We start from the raw sequence: 12,595 nt of genomic DNA, 5'->3' as shown, positions 1-12,595 counted from the left end.
TGGCTGACGCATGCGCCGCATTCATTTCGACGTGACCGATTCCACGAACACCGAAGCCCGTCGGCTTGCCGTCGAGCATCCGGGCGAGTGTTTACTTATCACTGCAGCGAAGCAATCAGCAGGTCGTGGCAGACATGGCCGAGCGTGGGAAAGCCCGTTGGGCGGAGCATGGATGAGCATCGTTTGGCCGGCTCGTCAGCCTCCGCAAGCGTATGGCGCCGTTTCTTTGGTAGCGGCGATTGCCGTGAGACGAGCGTTGCTGGACGTCGTGGAAGCCACTCGGCTGAATATCAAATGGCCCAATGATCTGCTCATCGACGATCAAAAAGTGTGTGGCATTCTGTGTGAACAATGGCCCAGCGAAAGCGGACAAGCAGGTTCGCTGGTGATTGGCATCGGCGTAAACGTCGATTTCGATCACGGGCTGTTTCCCGCTGACGTGCGTCATCCCGCGACAACGCTAAGCAGCGCCGTGGGCCGAGCGATTCCGGTCGAGGACGTGATCGACGCGGTGAGCGAACAAGTTGTTACGGTTCTGAAAGCATTTGAAAGCGTCGGCTTCAACACCGACCTCGTGGAAGAGCTGCGCGGTTGCCTAGCCTATGTGGGGGACGAACGAAGTTGGCAATCACCGCGCGGAGATATCACCGGCAAAGTCGTGGGAATCGACGACACGGGCCGGCTGCTGCTGGAGGTTGACGGCCAAACCACGGCCCATGATGTGGGCGAGTTTGCCCCTACGCGAGCGTGATCAGTAGATCCCCTGCTTCGACCTGCGTGCCGGTCGAAACGTGAACTGTGGCCACTTTGCCGGCGGATTCGGCGGCGATCGTGGTTTCCATTTTCATCGCTTCGAGCGTCATCAACTTTTGACCCTGCGCGACGGCATCGCCTGCTTGCACGGCCACGAGCACCACCATGCCCGGCATGCTTGAACCAATTTGCTTGGGGTTCTGCGGATCGGCTTTCACGGCTTTGACTTTGTCGGTTTCAAGCGATTGATCTTGAACGGTCACTTCGCGAGGCTGGCCGTTGAGCTCGAAGAAGACCGTGCGGGTGCCGTCGGCATGGGGATCGCCGATTGCGAGAAACTTGATGATCAGCGTCTTGCCAGCTTCGATATCGACGGCAATTTCTTCGCCTGGTTCCATACCATGCAAATACACGGGAGTCGGCAGCACGCTGGTGTCGGCGTAGAGCCCATAGTGTTGCGAGTACTGCTCGAACACCTGGGGATACATCAAGTAGGCCACAACGTCTTGTTGACTCGGCGTGCCATCGATCAGCTTGGCGACTTTCTCCGTGGCGGCTTGCAAATCGGCGGGGGGAATACTTTCTCCGGGGCGGCCAACGACCGGTTTTTCGTTACGCAGGATGCGGTCGCGGACCTTCGTGGGGAAGCCCCCTTCGACTTGGCCCATGCGGCCACCGAGCAAATCAAGCACCGAGCGTGGGAACGCCAGCTCGCGGTCGGTCTGCATCAACTGATCGCAGGTGAGGTCGTTCGCCACAAGGAAGAGTGCCATATCGCCCACGGCCTTGGATGTGGGTGTGACCTTTACGATGTCACCAAAGAGTTGATTGACGTCGGCGTAAATTTTGCAGATTTCCGGCCAACGATTCGCCAAGCCGAGAGCCTGAGCTTGTTGGAACAGATTTGTGTACTGCCCGCCCGGCATTTCGTGCTGATAAAGGTCAGCCCCCGCGGCAAGGACGGGGCTTTCAAACGCGGAATAAAACTCGCGAGTTTCGCGCCAGTATTCGGAAATCTCATCGAGCGCTGCGGCATTGAGCGACGAAGCCCGGGGCGTAAAGGCGAGCCCTTCGACCATGGTGTTGAGGTTGGGTTGCGACGTGCCGCCCGACATCGAGGCAATCGCCCCATCGGCAATGTCGAGGCCTGCTTCGGCGGCATTGAGAATCGCCGCGGCTTGAACCCCGCCGGTGTCGTGCGTGTGGAAATGAATCGGAATGCCGATCTCGTCGCGAAGAGCCTTCACCAGCACGCTCGCCGCATGGGGTTTGCATAGGCCCGCCATATCCTTGATCGCCAGGATATGGGCTCCCATCTTTTCCAATTCCTTGGCGAGGTTCACATAATACTTGAGGTCGTATTTCGACCGTTTGGGATTGAGGATATCGCCCGTGTAGCAGATGGCAGCTTCGCAGATCGCGTCGGTCTTTTGGACCGCTTCCATCGCGACCCGCATGTTAGGGGTCCAGTTGAGCGCGTCGAAGATGCGGAACACGTCCATGCCCGCGGCGGCCGTTTCACGCACGCACAAATCCACGACGTTGTCGGGATAGTTCGCGTAGCCCATCGCGCTCGAGGCTCGTAGCAACATCTGGAAGAGAATGTTGGGAATCTTTTCGCGCAGTAGTGCCAGACGATCCCAAGGGGATTCTTTCAGGAACCGCATCGAAACGTCGAACGTCGCACCGCCCCACATTTCGATCGAGAACAAATCGGCGCAGTTCCGTGCATAGGCATCGGCGATCCGGCAGAGATCATACGTGCGGAACCGGGTGGCGAGCAGCGATTGATGGGCGTCGCGCATCGTGGTGTCGGTCCACAAAAGGGGCTTTTGCTCTTTGACCCACGTGGTGAAACCTTGGACACCCAATTTCTTGAGCTTGTCGCGGGTTCCTTCCGGAAGCGGTTTATCTTCGGTATTGGGAACGGCAACCGGCTCGCGCCGTACACCCTTAACCTTGCCCGTGACCGTGGGGTTGCCGTTAACCATCACTTCGCCGATGTACTGCAGCAGCTTGGTGGCGCGATCGCGTTGCGGCACGAAGTCGAATAGCTCCGGGGTGACGTCGATGAAGCGCGTGGTGCACTCCCCGGCAAGGAACGTGGGGTTGGTGATCAGGTGGATCAGAAACGGTATGTTCGTTTTCACGCCGCGGATGCGGAATTCTTGCAGCGCACGTTCCATCCGCCCGGCGGAATCGACGAAGTTGCGACCCCAGGCACTCACCTTCACCAGCAGCGAATCGTAGTACGGGAACACAACAGCCCCGGAAAACGCGGTGCCTGCGTCGAGACGGATGCCCATGCCGCCGGCCGAGCGATAATGCGTCACGCGGCCATAGTCGGGCATGAAGCGATTCGACGGATCTTCGGTCGTCACACGGCATTGAATCGCGAAGCCGTTGGTGCGGACTTCTTTTTGTGAAGTCAATCCGATTTTCGGCGAGGAAAGTGGCTCGCCCCCAGCGATCAAAATCTGTGAGCGGACGACATCGATGCCGGTCACTTCTTCGGTGACAGTGTGTTCAACCTGCACACGGGGATTGACTTCGATGAAGTAAAACTTCCCGCTATCGGCATCGACCAAAAATTCCACCGTGCCGGCGTTGTCGTAGCCAACTTCGTTACCGATTTGCAACGCCGCCGCGCAGAGACTATCGCGAACAGCTGTGGGCAGATTCGGTGCGGGGGCAATCTCTACGACCTTTTGATGGCGACGTTGCACCGAGCAATCGCGCTCGTAAAGGTGAACGAGATTGCCGTGCTTGTCACCGAGGAGCTGCACTTCGATATGTCGGGCGCGTTCGATAAATTTTTCGACGAAAATCTCGGGGCTGCCGAAGGCGGTGAGCGATTCACGCCGGGCCGCTTCGAACGAATCTTCAAAATCCTTGGCTTCGTTGACAACGCGCATCCCGCGGCCACCGCCACCATGGGCCGCCTTCAAAATGATGGGGAAACCCATTTCAGTCGCGGTTTGCTTTGCGGCGGCGACGTCGGTGATCGGTTCGTTGCTGCCACCCAACACCGGTACGCCCACTTTGATGGCCAGTTTACGGGCTTCGATCTTGTCGCCGAGATTCTCGAGCAACTCCACGCGGGGGCCGACGAAGATGATCCCATTCTGCTGACAAGCCCGCGCGAATTCAGGGTTTTCGGAAAGGAAACCATAGCCCGGATGGATCGCGTCGATCTCATACTTCTTGGCGAGCTCGATGACCCCCTCGATGTTGAGATAGGCTTGCAGCGGCTTGCCTTCGACGCCGATCGGATAAGCCTCATCGGCTTTGAAGCGATGCAAGGCGTAGCGATCCTCGTGCGAATACATCGCAACCGTACGGATGCCTAGCTCGTGGGCACTGCGGAAGACACGGATGGCAATTTCGCTGCGATTTGCGGCGAGCAAACGTCGGATCGGTTTCATGGCAAATCCGGGAGAGGTGGCGGGGGCGACGCCATTTTAGCGGGCCAAAAGCTGTGAGCGAAGCGGCTCAGGCGGAAAACTATGGTCTTAATATTGCCGGTTCACCCGCGCGATCGGACCAACCGTGTAACCCGGGTTTTTTTGCAACGCGGCTTCGGCCGCTTGCGCGCTGTTGCGACCTGGAACCACCACATAGAGCGGCCAACCGGACATATTGGGACCAGGATAGAGCATCACCTCCCAAAGACTGAACAAGCCGGCCTGATAAGCCTGCATCTGCAACTGCATTTTCAAAAGCTGGTTGGTTTCCGTACCGCCCTGAGCTTGCGTCTGTAATCGCAATTCCGATTCTTGCTGTTGCTCGTACGTGGCATGTTTTGACGACCATTCTTCCCAACCTGGTTTCAAAACTTTCAGGGCTTCGTCGCTGAACAAGAAAAACGGCACGGCATAGAGGTCGCCGTTTTCCATTTCCATTTGCACGCCGTCATAAGTAAAAGTTTCCGGTTCCCCCTTGCGGCGTTTGAGCCAATCGAACAAGCCCGCTCGGTCGGTGATCGGTCGCTTCGTGAATTGTGCGGCAATCAACGGCACAACGCGCTGTTGGATTCCCGTCAGATTCTCGAACAATTGATCGTTCACATAAATTTTCCCGCGACTCATGCTGAACGTCATTTCCTTTTGGACGTAATCGACAACGTCGCCGATGACTTCCAGGCCGCTGGCCATCTTCCAGACCTGCTGCTTGGCGCCCCGTTTGTCGACTTCCTCGGCGGCTTCTTTCGACTTGATATATTCCTGATCGGCGGCAGAGAGCTGTTCCATGTCGACGGCAACCAGCGTCTTGTCGGCCTTTTCCAACACGAGGTCCGTGTCGTTGAAGGCCACGAGATTGGCTTCGAAGGTGTAATTGCCCGAGACATCGGTCCACACCCGGGCCTCGACCGAGGCCAGGCAAGAGAGAATCAAAGCCGTCGCGACGACAAATCTGAACATCGAAAATGCTCCAAAGAACAAATAAGTATTGAGGGCGGACTTCCCAGTATAACCTGCGGATTAGGCGACTGTTAGCCGCGCAACCAGGGCCATGGCGGCGGTTTCGAGCCGCAGGATTCGTTCTCCCAGGCCGATCACCTGCCAGCCATTTTGCCGGGCCAATTCGACTTCGTCCTCGGTAAAGCCCCCTTCGGGACCAATGGCTAACAATGTGGGGGCGTTCACGTCCCGAGTCATTGATTCCACGGTCGATCCGCCAGGATGAGCGATCAGCCGCGTATGAACGGCAAAGTTTCCTACAACTTCGGCCCATGTTTGCGGCTTAGCGATTTCCAGCAACTGATTGCGGCCCGATTGCTTGCTCGCCTCGACAACATAGCGGGCTAGCTTCGCGGGTGGTTCCGCGGCCGAGGAGGTGCTGCGCGCGGTGGTAAGCGGGATCAATTTTTTCACGCCGAGTTCAACCGCTTTTTCGACAAGCCAGCGTTGGCGATCTCCCTTGGGGAGCGCAATTGCCAACGTGAAGTCAACGGGCAGTTCGCGCTCGACCGCGCGATGTTTTCGGAGTGCGAGTTCCACGTCGGTCCGGCCCAGCTTGGTGATCTCGGCCCACCATTCGCCACCTCCGCCATCGAACACGATGATCTCGGTTCCCACCTTGGCCCGCATGACGTGCAGCAGGTGATGGGCTTCGCTGCCGGTGAGCGTGGCTGCTTCGCCGCTGAGCGGTTCTTCGGAAAAATAACGGTCGGCCATGGCATGTGCTAGCGTCGCTAGCGAGAAAATGTCAAGTTGAGAGTGGCGATTGGCCCTAAACAAAGAATTGATCCATCAGGGGTCGATATTCCGATTGTCGTTCATTCTTCGCCGTGCTGGAAGTCGGAAAGGTCAACGCGATGCACGCCACGCATTGGGGATTGGAAAAGCCCCCCTTTCCCGCGGGTACAGCCGAGCCGGTGTTTTTCGCCGGCCTGCCACAACAGGAAGCGCTCGCGCGGCTGCGGTTCCTCGTACATAATGGGCGGCGGCTCGGGCTGATGTTGGGTGAAGCGGGCTGGGGTAAGTCGCTCGTCCTCAATCTATTTGCCGAGGAAGCAGAACGGGAGAATTGGCACGTGGCATCGCTCAACTTGCTGGGCTTATCGGTCCGCGAGTTTCAATGGCAATTGGCCGTGGCGCTGCACGCTGCTCCGCGGATGGCAGACGATGCATTGCGGCTAGGGCGACGGCTGGACGAACGGTTTCAGCAAAACTCTCTGCAAGGCGAAACAATCGTGCTGCTGTTGGACGACGCCGATCAAGCCGGGGCAGACGTGCTGACTCAACTCGCTCGGCTCGTGCAACTACCAACAGGCCGCGTGGGGAATCTCACGATTGTGCTGGCCGGCAATCCCACGCAGATGCATCGCTTGGGGAGCCGGATTTTGGAATTGGTCGATTTGCGAATCGATCTCGAACCATGGGATGGCCAGGACACAATCGGCTACTTGCAATTGGCGCTCGTGGCCGCAGGGGCGGAACAGCCGATCTTCGACGACGACGCCTTGGGCGAGATTCACCGACTCAGCGGCGGCGTTCCCCGACAGGTGAACCGGCTGGCGGATTACGCCTTGGTCGCGGGTTCGAGCGCGGGACTGGAACTGGTCGATGCCGGAACTGTGGCCGCGGCGTATGAGGCGATTCGTCGGCGCTAAGCCGCGAGCGGCTAGTTCTCGAACGAAAATTCTTCGGCGTCGACTTGCTCGATAGTCAGCAAATCCATGCCTTCGATTTCCTTGAGTTCACTGCCGATGATCCCTTGCAAGTCGCCATAAAGACCTGTTGTGCTTGAGAGTGCTCGGTCGAGTTGCTTTTGCCGCTTGTTCCAGTGTTTGTTGTAAGCGCGTTTCTCGGCCTCAAGGTCGGCCTGCATGTCGATGAAGGGCTCCATGAGCCCGCGAATGCGATTGCGAAACTCGGGGCCCGCCAGATAGTTGTAAACTTGTTCCTTCTTGCATTCTTGACCGGCGGAAACAACTCTTGCGCGGGCCGTTTCGAGCAGCACACGGCGCAGGACCGTGGCGATGCTGCGTGCGCAGGTCCAACTCGCCACCCACACGCCATTGAGTTCGCCGAAATGTTGAATTGACGACGGAATGACTGAGCTCACGATGCACGCACACGCCGCCTTGGCCGATTGCTGGTCGTCGATGGCTTTGCTTAGCCACTGTTCACTCCAGTTTTTCGTGCGTTTGGATTCCCAGAGAATCGCACCACATTCACGGCCATTGGAATCGATCACGCGTTGGATGACGTCGGCTCCGCGAACACCCTTGCCGACTTCTTCAATCACGTCGGTGGGAAAGAGTGACAACAACAAGTCTTGCAGCACAATCTCTTGGGCTTCGCCTTGGAGCTGTTGAGAACCTTGCTCAGCTCTGCGTTGAAGATCGTCGATTTGCTTACGCAACGATTCGATCATCAGTTTGTCTTCGGCTCGCTTGAGTTGGCCTTGTTCTTCGGCCTGTTTGAGGGCGACTTCGCGAATCGCCTTGCGTTCCTGTTCCAGTCGTCGAGCGATTTCAAGTTCCTGATTCTCGGCTCGTTCCTCCAACTCGCGATTCTTCTTGTGAAGTTCGAGTTCTTGCTTCTTGACTGTTTTGAGTTGTTCTTGAGTCGCCTTGAGTTGCTCCTCGCGATCTGCCAAATCGATGGCGACGGCCTGCTGCGCTTCGGCTCGGGCTTTGGAGAGGAGTGTGGCCCGTTCGGCGGCGAGAGTTTGTTTCACTTGCTCGTCGATCTGCTGTTTTTGTGCTTCGACTTGCTTTTGCAGTTCTGCGACTTTTTCGCGCTCGCGAATCAAGTTCTGTGTCTTTTGGCCGAACTCCTGGTCGAGCTGGCTACGGTATTCGGCCGTCAGTTGAGCAGAAATCACCTGATCGATTTGAAACTCGTTCGCGCAGTGGGGGCAAGTGATGACACCGCTCATAGCTGATCTCCCTATTTCGCAATGATGCTCGGGTGTATGAACACCCGTCTACTAACGAAAAGTATGGCGGTTTTTGCCGTGGCGGGCAACTAGCGAGGCGTTCGCGTCGATAAAACGAAACCGGCTATTTTTCCGCCGATTCTGGGCCGACGCTTTCGTCGCCCAATTGTTCCAGCAGTTCGCTCCAAGTGAGACGCACTTGGCCAATGCGGCTGTTGAGCCGATCCGTGAGCGAATGATAGCTGTATCGCGAGCGGGCGGATGTGACTTCATCTTCGAGCGCCGCGAGCCAGTCGGGCAAATCCAAGCCCGCGCCGGAGGGTTCGTTCGCGAGGCTGGCGATCTCGCGTTCGAGGGCATCGAAAGCTTCTTGGCGTGCCGAGCCCTCAGCCGTGAGCGCGGGTTCCACGAGTGCCCGTACGCGGTCGATCAACAGCGGTCGTACGAAGCGCTCGCCGATGCGGTCGGCAATCGTGGCGAGCCGCATGCCGTATTGTTTACTTAAGCGTTCGAGCCGCGCTTGATGGGAATCGGCGGCGTCGGTGGTTCGTTCGGCAAAGGCCTGGCACCAGATTTCAGCAGCCAGCAATCGGCGATGACGAATCAGAATCTCATGCGCCCAAATCACCGGCTTCAAATTCCAGGCCACTCGGTCGTAGGTCGCCCGCAGCCGTAAGAAGTCGACGAGCATATAAAGCAATTCGCCGTGGTCCGATTGGGTGGTCGTTGTATTGTAGTCGCGATACACACGATAGTTTTCGACGACCGCTTCAATCGCGAGCGTGAGCAATTCAGCGGCCTCTTCCCGCGGCCAGCCATTGTCGAGCTCGCCGATGAGTTTCATATCGTCTTCGGCGTCGGGATCCTCTTCGAGCGTTTCGAGCCACGTGTCGACCCCTTGATGCAAGATGCCGCGCAAATTGCCCAGACTGCTCATCAAGCGGTGATCGAAAATGTCGGCCCCGTAACGAGTGATGAACTCAACGAAGCGCTGCCAATCTTTTTCCTCGGAGAGCCGTTCGACGACGCTCAATCGCAACGTGCGGCTATGTTGCAGCCAGCGATCCAATTGCCCTTCGGTTAGTAGTTGCAAGGCATCGATCAACAAGTGGTCGGCGTGTTGCGAATCGTCCTCGGAAATTTCGCTATCCCATTGTTCGGCCGACGCGATCATGGAACGGACAATGGCTTGATAGCCATTTTCAAAGAGACGGTCGAACTCGGTGACGGCCCCCTGCCCCACGGGATGCTCGCTTTCCATCTGTTGGGCAAGTTCCAAGAGTTGGCAGGTTTCGCGAATCATGCCGAGTTGCGGCAGCCAGCCCAACAGGTCGTTGAGCAAATGTTGCAAACAACGGGTGTTGACGATTTGCCGGGGTTCACCGCCGCGTGAATGGGGCACATACAATAGCGGTTGCGGACGCAGCGATTCAAGAAAATCGGGCCATAGTTTCCGCACGTCTGCGGCATCACCCGCGAGTACTTTTTGTAGGATCTCCACCGAGCGCAAATCAATCGGTTCGACCAAGGGTTCCGCGGATTCCAGTGAACGGGCACCCCGCGTGGCCGCGAGCAACCGGGCAGCGTCAGCTGTTTCAACGCAGGTGGTGATGATTTCTTGAATCAGTGATTCTTTGATGGTGCGTAAGCGATCGTATTCGGCGAGCGAATCATGCGAACCGCTGGGCAAGGCAAAATGAAAACGATGCACCGTTTCCAGCAACTCGACAAGGCTGGCATAATTCTTGTTGGCCTGTCCCAACCAAGCTTCAAAGAGCTCCGCGGGGCTCGAAATATTGTCGGCGACGATAATCTCGGTGGCATGCCCGCCCCAGACAATCACCGCGTGCTTCCACAAATTGGCGACCGTCGAGAGAAAATCGAGCCGCTGCTCGAGGCGTTGAACTTCAAACTCCCATTCGGAATCCTCGTAGTCGACGCTCTCGCCGAAGATTTCCCCTTCGTTGCCATCGTCAGAGGAATCGCGGAAGACCATTTCGTCGTACGCGGCATCGAAGAGTTCGCTCTCTTCGTCGTCCTCCTCGTGTTCGTCGAGTTCAGCCTCATCGTCGTCTTCGTCGTCGAAGTATTCGACGTCGTCGAGATCGTCGAACAATTCGCCCAACGTGCCGTCGAGCATCAGCGAAGGGGCTTGCCAATATTCTTCGGCATTCGCTTCCAGAAAATCGAAGAAGCGCACCACTTCAGGCCACCGATTAACGCCCGATTCTTCTTGCAGTTCTTCGACCGTCGCGAGCCAGCGGAACGACAATCGTCGAAACGAGCTTTCCCCCTCTTCGAGCGGCGTGCGATCCTTCTGGCTGACCCACTGCATCATCAAAGCCATTGAAGCGACGGTGTCGCCGTGGTCGAGCAAGGCCTCGATCACCAACTCAAAGGCTTTGGAATTGTCGAATTGATCCACAAACATCCGCCAGAAGCTGACGTCGCCCGAGGCCGCCCCCGCTTTGTGCCAAGCATTGAGGGCCCCCGCCACGAGATTGGCCGAAACTTCGATCTCTTTGGCAACGAGCCGATTGACCCCTTCAACCGAGTACGTGGCGTATTGATCCCACCACAGGGTCAGCCGCGCGAGCATGGTCGAGAAAACTTTCTCCATCTCGGCGTCGTCCACCGCGGCCGATTCGCTCCACGCCCGCGCACATAGGTCGAGCACTTGCTCGACAAGTTCGATCAGTTCGTCGACCCGCCAATCGTGAACGCTGTTTTCAAGGGCCGGAAAGAGCGAGAAATTGCCGGCAAAACCGACCACGTTCCAAGGATCGACCAATGCACCGCATTCGATCGCGCGGTGCGTGAGATGTTCGATTTCCTGCAGATTTTCGACGACGCGCGCCATATCGCCGTTGTCGATAGCGTCGTGCCCCTCGGTGAGTCGGCAATAGATTTCGCTCAACATGCGGGCCGCGGGAACGCGCACGGAATCGGCCTGGCGTTGAGCTGCTGCGGGGTAACCCAGGCGAGCGTACAAATAAGCCAAGTGAACCCGCTGCATTTGTAAAGCGCGTCGCCGGGCGAGCTCGTGATTCAAATGTTGCCGCGCCGCGCCGAAGGGTTGCCGAAAGCGCTCCGCTTCTTCCAACAAGCGACTCCCATGATCCCCTTCAATTTGGCTGAGCAATTGCTCGTAGAATTCATCCCGATAATTGGCGATATGCGGGAGCAGCGTCGACAACGTGACGTTGGAATCGTGACGCGTGGGACCGTCGCCGCTGGTGCCTGCGGCCATCAACATCGTACCAGCCAACACTGAAGCTGCTTCGAGCCAGCATTCCTCTTCATCGGAATCTTCAGGGTACGTCTCAGATTCGCAGCGCGACAACAACGCATCGAGCGTCACTTGTTGCAAAACAAATCGACTATAAAATCCGTCGCCGGTGATGTGATGCGGGTCCCACTGCCCAAAGTGATAATTGGGGCGGCGGTTCACGGGGTGATCGAAATCATAAGCACGCGGGTCGAGGGCGATCTCTTCCAAGCGATCTAAGTCGAACCACGCCTTGCCGAGCAAGTGCTCGTCGGTGTTGGCAAGGATATTGAGTGCGAGCGTGATGATCCGTTCGTAGCGGCCCATCGCCACACCTGCTCCGCGGATGTATAGCGGGATCGGCCGGACGAATTCGTGCGGATAAGGCTCCGAGAGGCTTCCCGACTCGAGGGTCGCGACAGGCCGATACCCAACGAAATCGTTGATTTGTTCAAGCGCGCCCGCGACGATGCGGTCGGTTTCGTCCCAAGGGGACCCTTGCGACAAAATCGCTTCGCAGGCCCGTCCAACGAAAAAGGGTTGCCACAAGTCGTAGGATTCCTGATGAAAGAGCAAATCACGATGAAATTCCCGATACTCGGGCAAAAAATGCTCAATCAGTATTCTGATGACGGCATCCGCCTGGGTCGTGTCGGCAAAGGCCCCCCCGTTTGTTTTGAGACGCTCGATGGTTTGGGTCAGAAGTTGGCCAATCAGGGCCAGGGCTTCGTCTCCCACTTCATCGAGGCTACGAAACAATTCGTTGAGATTTCGCAGGAATTTCGGATCGCTCACCCCGGACGAGAAATTGAGATACCCGACAATCTCCTCCAACAGAGAGTCTCGCGAGGAATCAGATTGAGAGCTGGGTGAGTTCACAATTGGGCATTCAGGGTAGTTGTTGGAATCGAACAGGGCAGACCAACAAACCAAGAACGCAACTCAAGGCGCTACCCTCAATATGCTTAAAATATGGTGTCCAAGTCTGCCCACAAGTTTTACGCGCTGCTCCATGGTAAGGAACCACGGGGTCGATGGTCTAGGTGCGAAAAGCAGCCAACTCTTTGGGAAAACTTCGGAAAATGCGCAATTGAGCGTTTTGTCACCGCGAGGCCCTGTAATTAGAATGGAACCGGCCTGAACAGTCCCGGCACGAGCAGTTGGGTTAACTTTTCGTTTACCATA

Annotated in this window: 7 protein-coding genes; 2 read left to right on the top strand and 5 right to left on the bottom strand. The window is 57.1% G+C overall.

What is annotated here, in order from left to right:
* The first annotated feature begins 10 nt into the window (after nucleotides 1-10).
* The gene (locus AC6T8Q_RS21260; RefSeq protein ID WP_500680990.1) at nucleotides 11-751 is read left to right on the top strand and encodes a biotin--[acetyl-CoA-carboxylase] ligase; all 741 of its coding nucleotides are present in this window, start codon (nucleotides 11-13) and stop codon (nucleotides 749-751) included.
* Here AC6T8Q_RS21260 and AC6T8Q_RS21255 read toward each other — a convergent pair.
* The 3 genes from AC6T8Q_RS21255 to AC6T8Q_RS21245 all read right to left on the bottom strand — a co-directional run bounded on the left by AC6T8Q_RS21255 (nucleotide 738) and on the right by AC6T8Q_RS21245 (nucleotide 5,930).
* The gene (locus AC6T8Q_RS21255) at nucleotides 738-4,178 is read right to left on the bottom strand and encodes a pyruvate carboxylase (RefSeq protein WP_500680989.1); all 3,441 of its coding nucleotides are present in this window, start codon (nucleotides 4,176-4,178) and stop codon (nucleotides 738-740) included. The genes AC6T8Q_RS21260 and AC6T8Q_RS21255 overlap by 14 nt on opposite strands.
* An 87-nt stretch (nucleotides 4,179-4,265) precedes the next feature.
* Nucleotides 4,266-5,174 carry an SHD1 domain-containing protein gene (locus AC6T8Q_RS21250; RefSeq protein WP_500680988.1) on the bottom strand — a complete coding sequence of 303 codons (909 nt, stop codon included), beginning with the start codon at nucleotides 5,172-5,174 and terminating at the stop codon, nucleotides 4,266-4,268.
* Between the two features lie 60 nt (nucleotides 5,175-5,234).
* Complete coding sequence (locus AC6T8Q_RS21245; protein WP_500680987.1) at nucleotides 5,235-5,930, bottom strand: RsmE family RNA methyltransferase; 696 nt, start codon at nucleotides 5,928-5,930, stop codon at nucleotides 5,235-5,237.
* A 140-nt stretch (nucleotides 5,931-6,070) separates the two neighbouring features.
* Between AC6T8Q_RS21245 and AC6T8Q_RS21240 the strand changes: the two genes are divergently transcribed.
* Nucleotides 6,071-6,868, top strand: coding sequence for an ExeA family protein (locus AC6T8Q_RS21240; RefSeq protein WP_500680986.1), 798 nt, complete (start codon nucleotides 6,071-6,073; stop codon nucleotides 6,866-6,868).
* Between the two features lie 11 nt (nucleotides 6,869-6,879).
* On the opposite strand, the gene AC6T8Q_RS21235 is transcribed toward AC6T8Q_RS21240, so the two are convergent.
* On the bottom strand, nucleotides 6,880-8,142 hold the full coding sequence (locus tag AC6T8Q_RS21235; protein ID WP_500680985.1) for a DUF2130 domain-containing protein: 1,263 nt from the start codon (nucleotides 8,140-8,142) through the stop codon (nucleotides 6,880-6,882).
* A gap of 124 nt (nucleotides 8,143-8,266) precedes the next feature.
* Nucleotides 8,267-12,205, bottom strand: coding sequence for a hypothetical protein (locus AC6T8Q_RS21230; protein WP_500680984.1), 3,939 nt, complete (start codon nucleotides 12,203-12,205; stop codon nucleotides 8,267-8,269).
* Between the last annotated feature and the right edge of the window lie 390 nt (nucleotides 12,206-12,595).

The organism is Bythopirellula sp. (genome assembly GCF_041737835.1).
Taxonomy (GTDB): Bacteria; Planctomycetota; Planctomycetia; order Pirellulales; family Lacipirellulaceae; genus Bythopirellula.
Note: the sequence above shows the minus strand (reverse complement) of the source record. Positions and strands in the feature narration are given on the sequence as shown.